Source organism: Stenotrophomonas sp. YJH_SMC_58 (assembly GCF_059369635.1).
Map to the genome: position 1 here is coordinate 251,149 of NZ_JCAFSW010000003.1, position 17,696 is coordinate 268,844.

A 17,696-nucleotide genomic window follows, 5' to 3' on the forward strand; every position below is an offset into this window, starting at 1 on the left:
TGTCTCAGCGGGTGTTCCATTCGTGCACGGTCAGCTCGGAGGCCTGCATCGTCACCAGCGGATCGGTGGCGACGATGGCCTGCGCCTGCGCCAGGCTGTCCACGTTGCACAGCACATAGGCGCCACCACTGCCGTCGGCGAAACCACCGGTCAGCTGCAGCTTGCCCTGCGCCTGCAACGCATCGAGGAAATCGCGGTGCGGCTGCACTGCTGCATCGTTGAAGTCCGGCCGGCGCATCGCCATCACCAGGTAGACAGTGCCCGCCATCAGGACAGCGCCTGCCAGCGCGCGCGCAGTTCGTCCAGGCGCAGGTCGGCGGCCGAACCCGGCGACACGCGCGCGGCGAGGCTGCCTTCCGGGGTACGCCCCTGCCCTGCACTGTCGGCACCGGCCGCAGCGGCCTTGTAGGCCTCACGGAACGGCACGCCGGCCACGGCCGCTTCCACCGCCACGTCGGTGGCATACATGCCCGAATCGATGGCCGCACGCAGCTTGTCGTCACGCCATTCCAGATTGGCCAGCAGCGCCGGCAGCAGCTCCAGCGCGGCCAGGCCACGGCCGAAGCCGTGGAAGATGGCACCCTTGGACGACTGCAGGTCGCGGTGGTAGCCCGACGGCAGCGACAGCAGCTGCTCGATCTCGGTGCGCGCTGCGGCGACGCTGGCGTGGGTCGCACGCATCAGCTCGATCACGTCCGGGTTGCGCTTGTTGGGCATGATCGAACTGCCGGTGGTGTACTGCGCCGGCAGCGCGACGAAGCCGAACTCGGCGCTGGTGAACAGCGACAGGTCCCAGGCGATGCGGCGCAGGTCCAGCGTGGCACCGCCGAGCGCTTCCAGCGCGGCCAGCTCGAACTTGCCGCGCGACAGCTGTGCGTAGATCGGCGAGATCTGCATGCGCGCGAAACCGAGCGCGGCCGTGGTGTGTTCGCGGTCCAGCGGCAGGTTCACGCCGTAGCCGGCAGCCGTGCCCAGCGGATTGGCATCGACCAGCGCATGGGTGTCACGCGCGCGGATGGCATTGTCGATGAAGGCCTCGGCCCAGCCCGCCCACCACATGCCGGCCGAGGACACTACGGCGCGCTGGATGTGGGTGTAGCCGGGAATCGGCAGGTCCTTCTCGGCCTGTGCGCGGTCCAGCGCGACCTTGGCCACTTCGGCGCTGAGCTGTGCCACGCGCTGCAGCTTCTCCTTCAGCCAGAGGCGGGTGGCGACCAGGATCTGGTCGTTGCGGCTGCGGCCGGTGTGGATCTTGCGGCCGGCATCGCCGAGGCGTTCGGTCAGGCGCGCTTCGATCGCCGAGTGGCCATCCTCATACTGGGTATCGAGCACGAAGCGGCCTTCGCGGAAGTCCTGCGCCAGCACCTCCAGTTCGCGCAGCAGGCCGTCCAGCTCGTCGGCACTGAGGATGCCGATGTGCTGCAGGCCCTGCGCGTGCGCGGCGCTGGCGGCGATGTCGTGCAGGAAGAACTCGCGGTCGAGGATCACGTCGTCGCCGGCGAGGAAGGTCTGGATCTGGGCGTCGACAGCGACGCCGGGCTTCTGCCAAAGAAGGTCTGCCATGGGGGCTCCGGAAGGCGTGTTCAGTGCGGGATGGACATCAGTTCGTCGATGCCCAGCGCGAGGTTGAGGTTCTGCATGGCCTGGGTGGCCGCGCCCTTGAGCAGGTTGTCCAGGGTCGCCACCACGACGACCCGCTTGCCGCCCGGGGCCAGGGTGAAGCCACCGACCTGGGCACCGTGTCGGCCGGCGATGCGGCTGACCCACGGCGCTTCATCCACCACGTCGATCAGGGGTTCGCCGGCATAGGCCTGCTGGAAGCGCTCGGCGATCTGTTCGCGGGTCTGCACGCGGTTCAGCCACAGGTTGGCGGTAAGCGTGATGCCCCGGAAATGCGGCGCGACATGTGGCATGAATTCAACAGCCACACCCAGCTGCACCGACACCTCGCGCTCGTGCACGTGGTTGGTCAGCGCGTAGGGCATCAGGTTGTCGGCCAGCAGTTCGACGTTGTTCTTGTCCGACGGCGTGGTACCGGCGCCGGAGTAGCCGGAGACACCGAAGCACTGCGGCGGACCGGCCAGCAGGTCCAGCAGCGGATGCACCGCCAGCTGCATCGCCGTGGCATAGCAGCCTGGGTTGCTGATGTGCTTCTGGCCGTTGTAGCGGCCGCGGGTCAGCTCTGGCAGGCCGTAGTACCAGCTGTTGTCGAAGCGATAGTCGGCCGAGAGATCGACGATGACGGTGTCCGGCTTCGCCGCTTCCAGCGCAGCCACGAACGGTGCGGCCAGGCCATTGGGCAGGGCCAGGATCACTGCGTCCACACCCTTGGCCGCCACCGCGTCGGCGTCCAGGTTCTCGTACTGCAGATCGCCCTGGAATTCCGGGTGATGGTCGGACAGGCGCTGCCCGGCGCGCTCGCGCGAGGAGACGAAAGCCAGTTCCAGCCGCGGATGGGCGGCCACCAGCTTGATCAGCTCGGCGCCGGTATGGCCGCGGGCACCGACGATGCCAAGGGTAAAGGTCGAATCGTTCATGCGTGGCTGTCCAGGCGGTACTGCAGGTGGCGCCTCACGCCCTGCCATTCCGCGTCGATGATGGAGAAGATGACGGTGTCGCGCGGCGTGCCGTCGGCATGCCGCTTGTGGTTGCGCAGCACGCCATCCTGCTTGGCGCCGAGGCGGGCGATGGCAGTGCGCGAGGTGGCGTTGAACCAGCTGGTTTCCAGCACCACGCTGATGCAGCCCAGCGTTTCGAAGGCGTGCTGCAGCAGCAACAGCTTGGCTTCGGTGTTGGCACCGGTACGCTGCACGCGCGGCGCATACCAGGTGTAGCCGAGGCTGAGTTTCGGCACACCGGCATCCATGTCATAGAAACGGGTACTGCCAACGATTCCGCCAGCCGCATCACGGATCACGAACGGCAGCACCTTGCCTTCGCTCTGCGCCTGCAGCGCGGCCCGCACATAGGTCTCGGCCTGTTCCGGCGACGGCACCTGGGTGTACCAGAGCTGGTCCAGGCCGCTGCCTTCAAGCGCATCGCGCAGGCCGGGCACGTGTTCCATCTGCAGCGGCTGCAGGGTTACGTGCTGGCCGCGCAGGGTGGGAACCGTGTTCCAGGCATCGAGGTTGCTCATTGCTCAGCCCTGCAGGCTCGGGGTGCGCTGCGCGCAATGATCGACATAGGTCTTGATCCGGTCTATGCCATCGGCACCGAACCAGAATACCTTCCAGTGGTCCTGCTTGTAGCAGCCGTCGGATTCGGCGTAGTAGAAGTGATTGATCGGGTTGCCATGGCGCGAGCGCCAGAACAGCTGCGGCGTCTCTTCCAGCATCACGTTCCAGACCGCACGGCCCAGGCCCTCGCCCTGCGCGTCGTCGAGCACGGCGAACTTGTCCAGGTACACGCCCTCTGCCTCGTCGGTGAGGATGACCGCGGTGCGGTAGTTCTCGCTGACGTAGGCACGCAACAGCTTGGTCTTCTCGAAATAGTCCGGCACCAGCGCGCGGCCGAAGCTGGATTCGATCAGGCCCTTCAGGCGCGGCAGGTCCAGTTCGTTCCAGGCGGTGGCGCGCAGCACCTTTTCACCCTTGCGCACCAGCGTGCCCGAACCCTTGTGGGTGAACAGTTCCTTGGCCAGGTCGGCCGGGCGCGTGATCGACACCGACGATTCCAGCGGCAGGCGGTCGAGCAGATCCTTGATCTGTTCGATCTTCACCTTCATGCCGCCGTGGATCCACGGCTGCGCGATCAGGTGGTCGTACTCGGTGGACAGGTTGATCGAATCGATCACGTTGCCCACCTCGTCCAGCAGGCCGCCCGTGCCGGTCAGGAAGATGATCTTGTACGGCTGCAGTTCCTGTACCAGCTCGTTGGCGGCGAAGTCGGCGTTGACGTTGAGGATCTGGCCGCCGGCGGTCTCGCCCAGGCTGGTGATGACCGGGATCGAGCCGGCGCGCAGGCTGGCCTCGATCGGTGCCAGGTTGACCTTCTTCACCTCGCCGACCAGGCCGTAGGTATCCACATCCAGGTACTCGGCTTCGAACACGCCGCCGGTGATCGAGGTGGCGCGCGCGCCGTTCTGCTGCAGCGCCTCGACCAGCCGCAGGTTGGACTGCTGGAACACCCGGCGCACGATTGCCAGCGCTTCCGGCGAGGTCACGCGCAGGCCGTTCACGGTCTGCTTCTCGATGCCGGCGGCCGACAGTTCGGCATCCAGCTGCGGGCCGGCGCCGTGCAGCACGATCGGGGTCAGCCCGACTTCCTGCAGGAACGACAGCGAAGAGGTCAGCGCGTCGAGGTCGTCGCGCAGCACCGCGCCGCCGACCTTGACCACGGCGAAGCGCTTGGCATCCAGCTGCGAGAAGCGCTTGAGGTACTGGCTGATCTCCTTCGCGCTGGCCATGCTGGAAAGCAGGCGCACGATGGTCTGGCGGGTCTGGCGATGGGGCTGGAGGGCAGGAGACATTTCGGTTTCGTCGGAAAGGGAAGAATCAGGCGCCGGCGGCGATGATGCGATGCACGGCGTCGGTGTAGCGCTGCAACTGCTCCAGCGTCACGAACTCATCGGCGGTGTGGGCCTGGGCGATGTCACCCGGGCCGAACACCAGCGTGGTGTAACCGCCGGCCGAGAACAGCGAGGCCTCGGTCCAGAAGTCCACCGCGTTGCCGATCGGCAGTTCCAGCGCATCGGCCACGTCACGTGCCAGCAGGCGGCGGTTCTCGGCTTCGGCGATGTCGCCGGCCGGCAGGCTGGGGCCACGGAAGGTTTCGGTGAATACCGCCGCTTCCGGCTCGGCGAAACCGGCGAAGGTGGCCAGCAACGCGTCGATGTTCATCGACGGCAGCGGCCGGAAGCCGAAGCGCACTTCGGCAGCGGGCGCGATCATGTTGGCCTTGATCCCGCCTTCGACGCGGCCGATGTTGAAGCGCAGGCCCGTCAGCCCACCGAAGCGCGCCGAAGCCAGCGATTCCACATGGTCCAGCGCGCGGTTGCCCCAGCGCATCGCCTGGTGCAGCGCGCTGGCAGCCGCATCCTGCTTGCCCGAGGCGTGCCCTGCACGACCGGCGAACTGCATCAGCACCGAGCTGATGCCGCGATGCGCCAGCACCGCTTCGCTCATGGTCGGCTCGGCCACCAGCACCGCTTCGTACGGAATGCCGCGGGCCAGGAACGCGGCGATGCAGCGCGGATCGTTGGCTTCTTCATCGCTGGAGAACAGGAACGCGGCATCACCATCGCTGGCATTGGCCGCAGCCACCAGTGCAGCGGCCGCGCCCTTGATGTCACACACGCCCAGGCCGATCACCCGGTCGTCCAGGCGCCGCATCACATGCGGGTCGGCACTCCAGTGCGGCGAGTGCGGCACCGTATCCAGGTGCACGTTGAACAGGTACTTCGGCGTACCACGCACGGCGTACAGGCTGACCGCGCCCGCGCCATGGTCGATCACCTCGACGTTGAAGCCGGGCAGGTTCGCGCGCAGGTAATCGAAGATGCCACCGGTGGTGATCGCACGCGGCGGGTTGCGGGTGTCGAAAGACACCAGGGCCTGCAGGTGATCGAGCGTCTGTTCAAGCATGTGTCTGAATATCCGTAGGGTTCGAAATCGGTAGTGCCGGCCGCTGGCCGGCTCCGCAATGATCCAGCCGTGCCACGAGCCGGCCAGCGGCCGGCACTACCCTCCATCGACGTTGCGAGGCGCCGGCCAGCGGCCGGCACCCCGTCACAGGTCAACCACGATTGACCTGCGCATAGACAGTGGAGCTCATGCCGAACAGCTTGATGAAGCCCTCCGCCTCTTCCACGCCCCAGTCGGCCGACTGCGCGTAGGTGGCACCCTTGGTGTTGAGCAGGTGCGGCGACTTCACCGCCACTGCATCGACGCGGCCACCGCGGGTTTCCAGCACCACTTCACCGTTCACCTTGGCCTGCGAGGACTTCAGGAAGGCTTCGATGTCGGTCTTCAGCGGATCGTGGTAGAAGCCTTCGTACACCAGCTCCACCCACTTGCGCGCCACGTCCGGCTTGAAGCGGTTCTGCTGCTTGGTCAGCACCGCATCTTCCAGCGCGCGGTGTGCGGCCAGCAGCGAAACCAGGCCCGGGGCCTCGAACACGATGCGGCCCTTCAGGCCGATCACGGTGTCGCCGGTGTACACGCCGCGACCGACGCCGTACGGGGCGAACAGCTTGTTGAGCTGGGCCAGGATCTGGTCGCCCGGCAGCGCCTTGCCGTTCAGTTCAACGGCTTCGCCTTCAACGAACTTCAGGGTGACGGTCAGCGCCTGCTCCGGCCACTCGCTGCGCGGTGCGCACCAGCCACGGGCGCCCTCGCCCGGGGCTTCCCAACGGTCGATCTCGCCGCCGGACATGGTCAGGCCCAGCAGGTTCTCGTTGATGGTGTAGGCCTGCTGCTTGGCGCGCACGCCGAAGCCGCGCTCTTCCAGGTACTTCTGCTCGTAGGCGCGGGTCTGGGTGTGTTCCTTCTGGATCTCGCGGATCGGCGCGATGATCTGGTAGTCACCCAGCGCCTTCACGGCCAGGTCGAAGCGGACCTGGTCGTTGCCCATGCCGGTGCAGCCGTGGGCGATGATGTTGGTGCCCAGTTCGGCGGCACGCTTCAGCGCGGCATCGACGATCAGGTAGCGGTCCGAGACCAGCAGCGGGTACTGGCCCTGGTAGCCTTCGCCGGCCCACACGAACGGCTTGACGAAGCCTTCCCAGATGGCCGGGCCACCGTTGACGGTGACGTGGCTGGCCACGCCCAGTTCGGCGGCGCGCTTTTCGATGAAATCGCGCTCTTCATCATCCACGCCGCCGGTGTCGGCGAACACGGTGTGCACGTTGTAGCCGCGCTCCTGCAGGTACGGCACGCAGAAGCTGGTATCCAGGCCGCCGGAGAAGGCGAGAACGACGTCTTTGTTGCTCATGGGAGTCAGGTCCACTTGGGGGATGGGAATTCGGTAGAGCCGACCGTTGGTCGGCTGGAATGATGGGTGCGCCGCTGCGGGAGCAGCCGACCAACGGTCGGCTCTACCCCTTGTTCGATCTAGCGCCCGGCAACGGCCGCCATGATCGCCTTCTGCACGTGCAGGCGGTTCTCGGCTTCGTTGATGGCGATGCACTGCGGCGAATCCATCACCGCGTCGGTGGCCTTCACGTTCCGGCGCAGCGGCAGGCAGTGGCTGAACACACCGTTGTTGGTCAGTGCCATCTTCCGCTCGTCCACGATGAAGTGCTTGAACTGGTCGCGGATCGGCTTCTCCGGCTCCCAGTTGCCGAAGAACGGCAGCGCGCCCCAGCTCTTGGCGTAGACCACGTCGGCGCCGGCGTAGGCGCTGTCGATGTCATGGCTGATCTTCAGCGAACCGCCGCTCTCGGCCACGTTCTGCTCGGCCCAGCCCATGTAGCGATCGTCGAGGATGTAGTCGGCGGTCGGGCACAGCAGGGTCACGTCCATGCCCATGCGGGTGGCGATGGTCAGTGCCGAGTTGGCCACGGCGGTGTTCAGCGGCTTGGGGTGGTAGGTCCAGGTCAGCACATACTTCTTGCCACGCAGATCCTGGGTGCCGAAGTGCTCCTGCAGGGCCATGACGTGGGCCAGCTCCTGGCACGGGTGGGTGATGGTCTCCATGTTGATGACCGGCACCGGCGAATACTTGGCGAAGCTGTTGAGGACGATGTCCTGGCGGTCGTAGGCCCAGTCGATGAACTTGGGGAACGCACGCACGGCGATGATGTCGCAGTAACGGCCCAGCACCTTGGCCACTTCCGCAATGTGTTCTTCGGTATCGCCGTCCATCACCGTGCCGAGGTTGAACTCGATCGGCCACGCATCCTTGCCCGGTTGCAGCACCACCGCGTGGGCGCCGAGCTGGAACGCGCCCAGTTCAAAGCTGGTGCGGGTGCGCATGGAGGGGTTGAAGAACACCAGCGCGATCGACTTGCCCTTGAGCTGGTCGCCGAGCTTGTTGCGCTTGAACAGCGCGGCCTGGGTCAGCAGCGCGTCAAGATCGCTGCGGCTCCAGTCCTGGGTGTTCAGGAAGTGCTTGGGGGACATCATCTTTCCTTGCGTGGCGGCGCCGGGTTCGACGCGGTGGAAGGGAAAAGCAGGAAGCAAAGGTGGATCGAAAAGGTTGCAGTTGCAGCTTTCAGCACATGCATTTTTTAAGCGCGGAAACGAAAAAACCCAGCCGGCGGGCTGGGTTTTTTTCGGACGAACAGCAGAAAGCTCCGGTTACCCAGCGAGGATGTGGGGTTCCGGTCGACGCGCACGCGAGGTCATGCCCGACGCCTGTCGGGCTGCGCTGCTGTCGTGCTGGAAGTCGGTGAGCTTCATGGCCGCCAATCTTTGCATGCGGCCGGGGCCGACGCAAGGGGCCGGGGTCGCAGAATCAGGGATTACCGGCGGCGCCCTGCTCGGGGCCGACCCAAGGGGTGATCGAAACCCGGATCTTCAGCCGGTTGCCGGGGTCTTCCGGCAGGCGCGACCGGTACTTGGTGCCCTTGTAGACGTAATCCACGTCATAGGCGATCGGCCGGCGGAATTCACGCCCGACCGGCACGATGCGGCAGTCGCGGGTCAGCATCGGGCCGTTGTTGGCCGGTGCCGGGGCGGGCGTCTCGGCGGCGGTCTCCTCGGAGACCTCTTCATCGCTGCGCTTGAACATCGAGCGCACCGAGTCCCAGAAGCGGCTGATCCGGCCCTTGTCCTCGACCGGCTCTTCACCGGTGACGTTGACCGGGGCCAGGGTGCGGGTCGAGATCGGCTCGCAATGCTCCTCGGTGCGGGTCGCGCGCAGGGTCTGGAACACCGGCTCGACGTTCAGCACCTGCGCATAGTCGAACTTCACGTTCTCGACGATCACCACCCGGTTGCGCGGCTCGGCTTCCTGCGCCTGGGCCACGGCGGCCGTCGCCGACAGGCAGGCCAGGGTCAGCAACGCGGTGGATTTCAGTGGCGACGGGAGCAAGGACACGGCAATAGTGTAGGCAGTGACGAGCGCAAGGGGCTGAACATTACCCGTCCACGCCGCTCCTGCCCACCCCACCTTGGGGGGAGCCGGCGTCCACCGGTGGCAATCGGCGCCCCAAAGCGGGCCGACACGTTCTAAAATCACGGGCTTGTCCCCCAGCCACAGCCCCATGACCCTGCGCCTGCACAACAACCTGACTCGCCAGCTCGAACCGTTCACCCCGCTCGATCCGGCCTGTCCGACCCTGTATGTGTGCGGCCCCACGGTCTACAACTACGTGCACATCGGCAACGCCCGTGGCCCGGTGGTGTTCGGGGTGCTGGCCGATCTGCTGCGGCGGCGTTTCGGTGGCCTGCGCTACGCGCGCAACATCACCGACGTGGACGACAAGATCAACACCGCTGCACGCGAGCAGGGGGTGCCGATCAGCACCATCACCGACAGGTTCGCCGCCGCCTACCGTGAAGACATGGCCGCGCTGGGCGTGGTGCCGCCGGACATCGAGCCGGAAGTGACTGCGCACATGCCGCAGATCATCACCATGATCGAGCAGCTGATCGCCAATGGTCATGCCTATGCCGCCGAAGGCCACGTGCTGTTCGCGGTGGCCAGCTTCGACGGCTACGGCAAGCTCTCGCGACGCGATCCGGAAGAGATGCTGGCCGGCGCCCGCGTCGATGTCGCCCCCTACAAGCGTGATCCGGGCGATTTCGTGCTGTGGAAGCCGTCCAGCGACGACCTGCCCGGCTGGGAATCGCCCTGGGGCCGCGGCCGCCCCGGCTGGCACATCGAATGCTCGGCGATGGCGGCCGCCCATCTGGGCGAGACCATCGACATCCATGCCGGCGGTGTCGACCTGCAGTTCCCGCACCACGAGAACGAGATCGCGCAGAGCGAATGCGCGCATGGCGGCAGGATCTTTGCCCGCTACTGGCTGCACAACGGCATGCTCAACTTCGGCGGCGCCAAGATGAGCAAGTCGCTGGGCAACATCGAGCGCGTACACGACCTGGTGCGCCAGCATCCGCCGGAAGCGCTGCGTCTGGCCCTGCTGTCGGCCCATTACCGGCAGCCGCTGGACTGGTCCGATGGCCTGATCGAGCAGTCGGTGCGCACCCTGGACCGCCTGTACGGCACGCTGCGCGAGCTGGCGTCGATCGAAGCCAGCGCGGTGATCCCGGCCAGCGTCGAGGCGACCCTGGATGACGACCTGAACACCCCGCAGGCGCTGGCCGAAGTGGCCCGCATCGCCGCCGATGCACGCCGCGCCACCGACCCGGCCGAACAGGCACGGCTGAAGGGCGAGCTGCTCGGCGCCGGCCTGGCGCTGGGCCTGCTGCAGGCCGATCCGGCGCAGTGGTTCGGTACCGCTGCGGGCGATGACGGCGACGATGCCCGCATCCAGGGCCTGATCGACGAGCGTGCTGCGGCCAAGAAGGCGCGTGATTTCGCCCGTTCCGATGCCATCCGCGACCAGCTGGCCGCCGAAGGCATCGTGCTGGAAGACACCCCGCAGGGCGTGCGCTGGTCGCGCAAGCGCGGCTGACCTGCCCTGCCCCGTGGCCGGCCCGCCGGCCACGCCCCCACTGTAGAGACTGTTGTGACCGACTCCCCGTTCCCGCTTGAACCTACCGCCGCCGAGGCCCAGACCGCCATCGCCGAGGAATTCGGCTTCTTCGGCGACTGGTCCGAGCGCTACCAGTACCTGATCGACCTCGGCCGCAAGCTGCCCGCCTTCCCGGACGAATGGAAGACCGAAGAGCACCGCCTGCTCGGCTGCCAGTCGATGGTCTGGATCGTGCCGGAAGGCAACGCGCAGTCGCTGCGCTTCCATGCCATCAGTGATTCGGCCATCGTTTCCGGCCTGATCTTCCTGGCCCTGCGCGTGTACTCCGGGCGCTCGGCACAGGAAATCCTGGACACCGAGCCCAGCTACATCCAGGACATCGGCCTGGCCCGTCACCTCTCCCCCACCCGCAGCAACGGCGTGGCGGCGATGCTGGCCTTCATCCGCGAGACCGCGCAGGCCCAGCTGCAGCGCGACCCGTCGTGAGCGAGCCTGCCACAGCCGAAGACACCGCGCTGGGCCTGCTGTCCCGGCCCGGTTTCGCCAAGCTGCTGGCCTACCGCATCTTCGCGATGCTGTCTTACCAGGTGGTGGCGGTCACCGTCGGCTGGCACATCTACGAAGTCACCCGCAATCCGTTCTCGCTGGGCCTGGTCGGCCTGGCCGAGGTGCTGCCGTTCTTCTGCGTGGCGCCGTTCGCCGGCTATCTGGTCGACCACCTGCCGCGCCGTCGGCTGGGCATGGTCGCCTGTTCCGGGCTGATCGCCACGGCGCTGGTGCTGACCAGCGTTGCGACGGGTTGGCTGCCGTTCGAGGGCGTGTGGCCGATCTATGCGGCCATCGCCCTGACCGGCATGGTCCGCGCCTTCCTGTCGCCAATCTACAACGCACTGTTCGCCCGCGTGCTGGCCCGTGACCAGTTCGCGCGTGGCGCTGGCCTCGGCGCCGTGGTGTTCCAGGCCGGCATGGTGGCCGGCCCGGCGCTGGGCGGCGTGCTGGTCGGCTTCGGCGGCAAGGGCCTGTCCTACGCGGTGGCTACGGCCTTTGCGCTGGTGGCGATGGCCTGCCTGGCCACGCTGAAAGTGGAGGAGCCGGTGCACACCGGTCCGGCCGCGCCGATCTTCAAGAGCATCGCCGAAGGCGCGCGATTCGTGGTCGGCAACCGGATCATGGTCGGCGCGATGGCGCTGGACATGTTCTCGGTGCTGCTGGGCGGCGTGGTGGCGATGCTGCCGGCCTTCCTGCACGAAATCCTGCACCACGGTCCGGAGGGCCTCGGCATCCTGCGCGCGATGCCGGCGCTCGGTTCGGTGTTCGTGGGCCTGTGGCTGGCCCGCCACCCGCTGCACCGCAATGCCGGCCGCGTGTTGCTGTTCGCGGTGGCGGGGTTCGGCCTGTGCGTGATCGGCTTCGGCCTGTCGCAGCACTTCTGGCTGTCGGCGCTGATCCTGCTGTTCTATGGGGCCTTCGATGGCGTCTCGGTGGTGATCCGCTCGACCATCCTGCAGTTGGCCACGCCGGAAGAAATGCGCGGACGGGTGTCGTCGATCAACGGCATCTTCATCAGTTCGTCCAACGAGCTGGGCGCGTTCTATGCCGGCACGATGGCCCGTCTGCTGGGGCTGGTGCCTGCAGTGGTGCTGGGTGGGTTTGCGGTGCTGAGCGTGGCCGGGATCACCGCGTGGAAGAACCCGACGCTGCGGAAACTGAATTTGCGTGATCTGCAGTAGCGTCGGCTCGTCGTTTCCGCGACAGCCGCTTTACGTGCGCCGACGCATTGGTAGCGCCGGGCCATGCCCGGCGGCCCTTTTCCGCGACCGCGGCGGGGTGTTACTTTCTTTTCGCGAAAAGAAAGTAACCAAAGAAACGCTCCGCCATCCGCGAGCCGGCGCTGCGCGCCGGTGCCCCGTGCTCCTCGGTGAATCAGGGGACGGCGCCGAACTCGCTGCGCTCAAACAGCGGCGCCTCTTCGCCCCTGATTCCCCTGCGGTGCTCGGCTCGCTACAAGGCGGACTCAACAGCCGCGAGCGCACGCATGACCGCTCTTGGTAGAGTCAAGCCATGCTTGGCTGCTTTTGCTTTCTGCTTTTGCTTTTCCTCTTCCTTGCCCTCCAGCTTCGGCCTGAGCCGAACGTGGGCTCGGCCCTACATCGGCCGCGCACGCAGGAAACCGTTGAGAGCCTGCGGGTGGGTCCGGGCAGGACCGTCCGCGGCATGGATGCCGCGGCCGAGCTTACAGGGATGTACTTGCAGCGTGTCCTGCCCGGACCCACCCGCAGGCTCCCTCTGATACGCGGAAGGCGCCGTTCTACCCAGTCAACCACCCCAACAAAAAACCCGGCCGAAGCCGGGTTTTCTGCATGACCATACAACGAGCGGGAATCAGTCGCCCTGCTGCTTCTGCAGGTGCTCCCAACGCTCCTGGGCGTCGATGGTGCGTTCGGCGGTGAGGCGCGCTTCCAGGCGTTCCAGGCCGATTTCCTCGCCGGTGTCGACGCAGTAACCGTAGTCGCCCGCTTCCAGGCGCTTCAGGGTGCTGTCGATCTTGCCGATCAGCTTGCGATAGCGGTCGCGGGTACGCAGTTCCAGCGAGTTCTCGGTCTCGCGGGTCGCACGCTCGGCTTCGTCGCCGATGTCACGCACTTCCTCGCGCAGGTTCTCGATGGTCTGCTTGGACTCTTCCACCAGGTCCGCGCGCCAGTTCTGCAGGCGCTGGCGGAAGTATTCCTGCTGCAGCGGGCTCATGTATTCCTCTTCCGAGGACGGCTTGTAGCCAGCCGGCAGGATCGGGCGGCCGGTGGCCTCGTCGGTCTTGTACTCGACCACCTTGTACTTGCTGCGCGGGGCCGGTGCCGCCGAGCGGGCGGCGACGGCCACGGCAACCTTGCCGACAGGGCGCGACACGGTCTTCGGGGCGGAATCGGATTTCACGGCGGTTTTGGCAGGCGATTTCGAAACGGGCACGGGATTCTTGGATTGCGGGGCCTTCGAGGCGGCAGGAGCGGCGGCCGGGGCCGGCTTGGAGGCCGGTTGGGCTGCTGCCACTGCCACGGTCTTGGCCGGGACAGGCTTGGCCGGAGCCGGCTTGGCAGCAGGCTTCGGTGCGGACTTCACTACTGGGGCCGGGGTCGGCTTTACGGCCGGCGCGGCAACATTCTTGGCAACCTTCTTTACAGCGGCAGGTGTGGCGACCGGCTTGGCCGCAGCGACCTTCTTTGCTGCGGGCTTGGCAACCGGCTTGACCGCAGCCTTCTTCACCACCGCCTTCGGCGCCGGCTTGGTTGCTGCCTTCTTCGCCACTGGCTTGGCGGCAGCCTTCTTCACCGGCGCAGCCTTGCTGGCGGCCTTCTTCACCACCGGCGCCTTCTTGCTGGCAGCGGCAGGCTTGGCCTTGGCGGGCGCAGCAGCCTTCTTCGCCACCGGCTTGGTTGCCTTGACCGGCGTTTTCTTTGCGGTGGCCTTCCTGGCCGCCGGTTGCGAGGACGCTGCCTTGGTCGCCGGCTTGCTGGCCGGTTTCCTGGCAACGGGCTTTGCCGCCAACTTCTTCACAACAGGCTTGGCGGTTTTCTTGGCGGCCGTTGCGGCCTTCTTTGCAGTTTTTTTAGCAGCCACGAAACGCTCTTCCTTGGATTCCCCGGGGCCCGGGAAAGCGGGCCTTTATAGCCTACCCGACCCGCAGCAGCAACCTCGGCACCCTGCTCCATTCAGTCCTGGAGTCAAGGCGCCCTTGGAGGCAGTCCGACGAACACGGACCGCCTTGCGCGGTACGGAACCTGGCCAGCACCCGCAGGTGCTGGTACCGGTCGCAGGCCATCGGCGACATGCGACCAACGGCCCATCCTGCACAAATGCGGCCTTCATGCCAACTGGCATAAGATGACTGGGTGATCTCGCGCCTGCTCATTGCCCTGCTGCGCTTCTACAAGCGCTTCATCAGCCCCTTGCTGGGGCCACGCTGCCGTTTCGTGCCGAGCTGTTCTGAATACGCGATGCAAGCCATCTCGCGGCACGGCCCGCTGCGCGGCAGCTGGCTGGCAGCACGCCGGCTCGGTCGCTGCCACCCGTTCCATCCCGGCGGCTTCGACCCCGTGCCCGAGTCTCCCAACGCCCCCTCTTGCCGTTGCACAGGAAAACACTGACATGTCCTCCACCCTCATCACCAACGCCCGGATGGTCAACGAAGGCCGCACCTTCGACGGCGACCTGCGCATCGAGAACGGCCGCATCGCGCAGATCGGCAGCGGGCTGGCGCCGCGCGACGGCGAGCAGGTGGTGGATGCGGCCGGACGCTGGCTGCTGCCCGGCATGATCGATGACCAGGTGCACTTCCGCGAACCGGGCCTGACCCACAAGGGCGACATCGCCAGCGAATCGGCCGCGGCCGTGGCCGGTGGCCTGACCAGCTTCATGGACATGCCCAACACCAACCCGCCGACGCTGGATTCGACCATCCTCGAAGCCAAGTACGAGCTCGCGCGCGGCCGCGCCTGGGCCAACTATGGCTTCTACCACGGCGCCAGCAATGACAACCTCGACGCGATCCGTGCGCTGGACCCGAAGAAGGCCCCGGGCGTGAAGGTGTTCATGGGTGCTTCGACCGGCAACATGCTGGTGGACAACCCGGAAACGCTGGATGCGATCTTCCGCGAATGCCCGACCCCGATCATCACGCACTGCGAAGACACGCCGATGATCGATGCCAACCTGAAGGCCTTCCAGGAAAAGTACGGCGATGCGCTGACCCCTGACATGCATCCGGACATCCGTTCGCGCGAGGCCTGCATCAAGTCGACCCGCCTGGCGATGTCGCTGGCGCGCAAGCACGGCACCCGCCTGCATGTGCTGCACATCTCCACCGCCGATGAGCTGGCGCTGTTCGAGAAGGGCCCGCTGATCCGCGCCGACGGCAGCCGCAAGCAGATCACTGCCGAGACCTGCGTGCACTTCCTGCACTTCGCGCGCCCGGATTACGCGACCAAGGGCAACCTGATCAAGTGCAACCCGGCGATCAAGGAAGTGTCCGACCGCGAGGCGATCACCGCTGCGCTGGCCGACGACGTGCTGGACGTGCTGGCCACCGACCACGCGCCGCACACCTGGGAAGAGAAGCAGAAGCCGTACGCGCAGGCACCGTCGGGCCTGCCGCTGGTGCAGTACGCGCTGGTGGCCGCGCTGGAGCGCGTGCACGAAGGCAAGCTGACCCGCGAGCAGGTGGTGCAGAAATTCGCACACGCGCCGGCACAGTTGTTCGACGTGGAAGAGCGCGGCTTCCTGCGCGAAGGCTACTTCGCCGATCTGGTGCTGGTGGAAGACGTGCCGTTCACCGTCAAGCGCGAGGACGTGCTGTCCAAGTGCGGCTGGTCGCCGTTCGAAGGCACGACCTTCCGTTCGCGCGTGGCCTCCACCTGGGTCAATGGTCAGCTGGTGTGGGACGGCAGCAAACTGGTGGGCGAGCCCGCCGGCCAGCGCATGACCTACGACCGCTGATGCGCGCGGCTCTATTTACCGGGGCGCTGCTGCTGGCGGCGCCCCTGCTCAGCGTACCGTCGGCTCACGCGCAGGATGCCATCGGCAGCCTGATCGACAGCCGCGTGGTGTTCCCGGCCAGCGCGTCGCAGGGCGCACTGGTGATCGGCAAGGTACCCGCCGGCAGCCGCGTGCAGTACGCCGGCCGCCAACTGCGGGTGAGCGGCTATGGCAGCGTGGTGTTCGGCATCGGCCGCGACGAGAAGGGTCCGCTGCGCGTGCAGGTGCAACGCCCTGATGGTGGCAGCGAGACCGCGACCATTGCGGTGACCCCGCGCGACTGGCCCACCGAGCGGGTCAACGGCGTGCCGCCGAAGACGGTGAACCCGCCGCCGGCGATTGCCGAGCGGATCAAGCGCGAACAGGCGCAGGTGACCGCGGCACGTGCCCGCGATGACGACCGCACCGACTTCACCCAGACCTTCATCTGGCCGGTGCAGGGCCGTATCAGTGGCCGCTTCGGCAATGCGCGCGTCTACAACGGGCAGCCCGGTGCCGGTCATTCCGGCATGGACATCGCGGTACCGACCGGCACGCCGGTGAAGGCACCGGCCGCCGGCATCGTCACCTTCGCCGGGCCGGACCTGTACCTGACCGGCGGTACGCTGCTGCTCGACCACGGTTTCGGGGTCAGCTCCAACTTCCTGCACCTGTCGCGCATCGACGTAAAAGTTGGCGACCGTGTGGAACAAGGCCAGGTGATCGCCGCGGTCGGCGCCACCGGCCGCGCCACCGGCCCGCACCTGCACTGGGGCATGAACTGGTTCGATACCCGTATCGATCCGCTACTGGTACTGGAACGCAAGTAACGCGCGCAATGCGCTTTGGTGGGTGCCAACCTTGGTCGGCACAACCTCACAGAGCGTGCGGACCAAGGTCCGCACCCACCAGAAGCAGTCAACAGCGCCGATCGATCAACCGCGCGCGGCCCACCACACGCGCAACAAGGTGCGCACCGGGGTCGCTTCAATCGGCTTGCCTGCGGCCTGCGCGGCAACGCGGGCGCGCGCCAGGCTGGACCACACACGGCGCGGGCGCGGGCCGGGCACGCGGCTGCCCCAACCCTTCAACAGATGCTGCGCCCAGCGCTGTGCAGCCGTGCTGGCATCACCGTCCAGCAGGCTGCGCGGTACACCGGCCACGCCGGCATCCTGCAGGCGCTGGGCCAGGGTCTGCAGCTGCACCGCACGGCCGGCACCGGTGCGCGGCTTGTCCGCGAACAAGGCCGCCTCGACCGCGGCCACGGCTTCAGCGTAGTTGGCCAGCGCACGCTCGGCACTGGCGGCGTCCAGCGCGACGGTGCGTGCTTCAACCAGATCCGGCAGCGCCTCGGCCAACTGCACCCACGGCGCACGCACCGGCTCCAGCAGACGGCCCAGTGGATGGCGCGAACGATGCCCGGCCCAGCTGCGCAGCTCCTCGCCCCACCATGCCAGCTTGGCATCGGCCGGCAGCGGATCGCCGCCGGTATTGAGCATGTCGTCGAACTCCTGCAGCAGCGCAAACCACGCCACGGCAAGCTCGCGTTGCGATTCGGCCACGAACGGGGCGGCCACCGACCATTCCGGCCAACGGCTGCGCCACTTGTCGAGGAAACTGTCCAGCGCGGTACTGCTCACTACGTGAT

At 66.9% G+C, this 17,696-nt stretch carries 17 protein-coding genes; 6 read left to right on the forward strand and 11 right to left on the reverse strand.

The window, feature by feature from the left end; genetic code table 11:
* Window positions 1-4: 4 nt before the first annotated feature.
* The 9 genes from AC5P68_RS05805 to AC5P68_RS05845 all read right to left on the reverse strand — a co-directional run bounded on the left by AC5P68_RS05805 (window position 5) and on the right by AC5P68_RS05845 (window position 8,958).
* The gene (locus tag AC5P68_RS05805; RefSeq protein ID WP_005414003.1) at window positions 5-268 is read right to left on the reverse strand and encodes a YciI family protein; all 264 of its coding nucleotides are present in this window, start codon (window positions 266-268) and stop codon (window positions 5-7) included.
* Window positions 268-1,563, reverse strand: coding sequence for an argininosuccinate lyase (gene argH / locus AC5P68_RS05810; RefSeq protein ID WP_005414004.1), 1,296 nt, complete (start codon window positions 1,561-1,563; stop codon window positions 268-270). The genes AC5P68_RS05805 and argH overlap by 1 nt, the downstream gene beginning before the upstream one ends.
* A gap of 20 nt (window positions 1,564-1,583) precedes the next feature.
* Window positions 1,584-2,537 (reverse strand): N-acetyl-gamma-glutamyl-phosphate reductase, encoded by a 954-nt coding sequence (gene argC, locus AC5P68_RS05815; RefSeq protein WP_111108401.1) that lies wholly within the window; start codon window positions 2,535-2,537, stop codon window positions 1,584-1,586.
* Window positions 2,534-3,136 (reverse strand): GNAT family N-acetyltransferase, encoded by a 603-nt coding sequence (locus tag AC5P68_RS05820; protein WP_049453465.1) that lies wholly within the window; start codon window positions 3,134-3,136, stop codon window positions 2,534-2,536. Before AC5P68_RS05820 ends, argC begins: the two co-directional genes overlap by 4 nt.
* A gap of 3 nt (window positions 3,137-3,139) precedes the next feature.
* Window positions 3,140-4,468: an acetylglutamate kinase gene (locus AC5P68_RS05825; protein ID WP_033834678.1), complete on the reverse strand. Its 1,329-nt coding sequence runs from the start codon at window positions 4,466-4,468 to the stop codon at window positions 3,140-3,142.
* 25 nt (window positions 4,469-4,493) lie between these two features.
* Window positions 4,494-5,582 (reverse strand): acetylornithine deacetylase, encoded by a 1,089-nt coding sequence (locus AC5P68_RS05830; protein WP_414498085.1) that lies wholly within the window; start codon window positions 5,580-5,582, stop codon window positions 4,494-4,496.
* A gap of 151 nt (window positions 5,583-5,733) precedes the next feature.
* Window positions 5,734-6,930 (reverse strand): argininosuccinate synthase, encoded by a 1,197-nt coding sequence (locus tag AC5P68_RS05835; protein WP_005414009.1) that lies wholly within the window; start codon window positions 6,928-6,930, stop codon window positions 5,734-5,736.
* A gap of 119 nt (window positions 6,931-7,049) precedes the next feature.
* Entirely contained in the window at window positions 7,050-8,060 is a 1,011-nt protein-coding gene (locus AC5P68_RS05840; RefSeq protein WP_005410369.1) for an N-acetylornithine carbamoyltransferase, read from the reverse strand.
* A gap of 334 nt (window positions 8,061-8,394) precedes the next feature.
* A complete protein-coding gene (locus AC5P68_RS05845; protein WP_024958440.1) occupies window positions 8,395-8,958 on the reverse strand; it encodes a glycine zipper 2TM domain-containing protein in 564 nt (187 codons plus the stop codon).
* 187 nt (window positions 8,959-9,145) lie between these two features.
* Between AC5P68_RS05845 and cysS the strand changes: the two genes are divergently transcribed.
* From cysS to AC5P68_RS05860, 3 genes are read left to right on the forward strand one after another with little or no spacing between them, the layout of a single operon-like run.
* Window positions 9,146-10,522 (forward strand): cysteine--tRNA ligase, encoded by a 1,377-nt coding sequence (gene cysS, locus AC5P68_RS05850; protein WP_005410371.1) that lies wholly within the window; start codon window positions 9,146-9,148, stop codon window positions 10,520-10,522.
* Between the two features lie 54 nt (window positions 10,523-10,576).
* Window positions 10,577-11,029 (forward strand): SufE family protein, encoded by a 453-nt coding sequence (locus AC5P68_RS05855; RefSeq protein WP_005410372.1) that lies wholly within the window; start codon window positions 10,577-10,579, stop codon window positions 11,027-11,029.
* Entirely contained in the window at window positions 11,026-12,273 is a 1,248-nt protein-coding gene (locus AC5P68_RS05860) for an MFS transporter (protein ID WP_049404644.1), read from the forward strand. Before AC5P68_RS05855 ends, AC5P68_RS05860 begins: the two co-directional genes overlap by 4 nt.
* 652 nt (window positions 12,274-12,925) lie before the next feature.
* Here AC5P68_RS05860 and dksA read toward each other — a convergent pair.
* Window positions 12,926-14,155, reverse strand: coding sequence for an RNA polymerase-binding protein DksA (gene dksA, locus AC5P68_RS05865; RefSeq protein WP_005414015.1), 1,230 nt, complete (start codon window positions 14,153-14,155; stop codon window positions 12,926-12,928).
* A gap of 272 nt (window positions 14,156-14,427) precedes the next feature.
* Here dksA and yidD point away from each other — a divergent pair, with 272 nt between their 5' ends.
* Genes yidD through AC5P68_RS05880 form a run of 3 tightly spaced genes read left to right on the forward strand, consistent with a single transcriptional unit; the run spans window position 14,428 to window position 16,878 of the window.
* The gene (gene yidD, locus AC5P68_RS05870) at window positions 14,428-14,682 is read left to right on the forward strand and encodes a membrane protein insertion efficiency factor YidD (RefSeq protein WP_080240779.1); all 255 of its coding nucleotides are present in this window, start codon (window positions 14,428-14,430) and stop codon (window positions 14,680-14,682) included.
* A gap of 1 nt (window position 14,683) precedes the next feature.
* The gene (locus AC5P68_RS05875) at window positions 14,684-16,030 is read left to right on the forward strand and encodes a dihydroorotase (RefSeq protein WP_012480835.1); all 1,347 of its coding nucleotides are present in this window, start codon (window positions 14,684-14,686) and stop codon (window positions 16,028-16,030) included.
* On the forward strand, window positions 16,030-16,878 hold the full coding sequence (locus AC5P68_RS05880; protein ID WP_005414018.1) for a M23 family metallopeptidase: 849 nt from the start codon (window positions 16,030-16,032) through the stop codon (window positions 16,876-16,878). The genes AC5P68_RS05875 and AC5P68_RS05880 overlap by 1 nt, the downstream gene beginning before the upstream one ends.
* Window positions 16,879-16,983: 105 nt before the next feature.
* Here AC5P68_RS05880 and AC5P68_RS05885 read toward each other — a convergent pair whose 3' ends face one another.
* Window positions 16,984-17,688, reverse strand: coding sequence for a squalene/phytoene synthase family protein (locus AC5P68_RS05885; protein WP_033834682.1), 705 nt, complete (start codon window positions 17,686-17,688; stop codon window positions 16,984-16,986).
* Window positions 17,689-17,696: the final 8 nt, after the last annotated feature.

Bases quoted from the DNA above. Each gene is read 5' to 3' on its own strand.
- AC5P68_RS05805 (WP_005414003.1), bottom strand. From the start codon at position 268: ATGGCGGGCACTGTCTACCTGGTGATGGCGATGCGCCGGCCGGACTTC.
- argH (WP_005414004.1), bottom strand. From the start codon at position 1,563: ATGGCAGACCTTCTTTGGCAGAAGCCCGGCGTCGCTGTCGACGCCCAG.
- argC (WP_111108401.1), bottom strand. From the start codon at position 2,537: ATGAACGATTCGACCTTTACCCTTGGCATCGTCGGTGCCCGCGGCCAT.
- AC5P68_RS05820 (WP_049453465.1), bottom strand. From the start codon at position 3,136: ATGAGCAACCTCGATGCCTGGAACACGGTTCCCACCCTGCGCGGCCAG.
- AC5P68_RS05825 (WP_033834678.1), bottom strand. From the start codon at position 4,468: ATGTCTCCTGCCCTCCAGCCCCATCGCCAGACCCGCCAGACCATCGTG.
- AC5P68_RS05830 (WP_414498085.1), bottom strand. From the start codon at position 5,582: ATGCTTGAACAGACGCTCGATCACCTGCAGGCCCTGGTGTCTTTCGAC.
- AC5P68_RS05835 (WP_005414009.1), bottom strand. From the start codon at position 6,930: ATGAGCAACAAAGACGTCGTTCTCGCCTTCTCCGGCGGCCTGGATACC.
- AC5P68_RS05840 (WP_005410369.1), bottom strand. From the start codon at position 8,060: ATGTCCCCCAAGCACTTCCTGAACACCCAGGACTGGAGCCGCAGCGAT.
- cysS (WP_005410371.1), top strand. From the start codon at position 9,146: ATGACCCTGCGCCTGCACAACAACCTGACTCGCCAGCTCGAACCGTTC.
- AC5P68_RS05875 (WP_012480835.1), top strand. From the start codon at position 14,684: ATGTCCTCCACCCTCATCACCAACGCCCGGATGGTCAACGAAGGCCGC.
- AC5P68_RS05880 (WP_005414018.1), top strand. From the start codon at position 16,030: ATGCGCGCGGCTCTATTTACCGGGGCGCTGCTGCTGGCGGCGCCCCTG.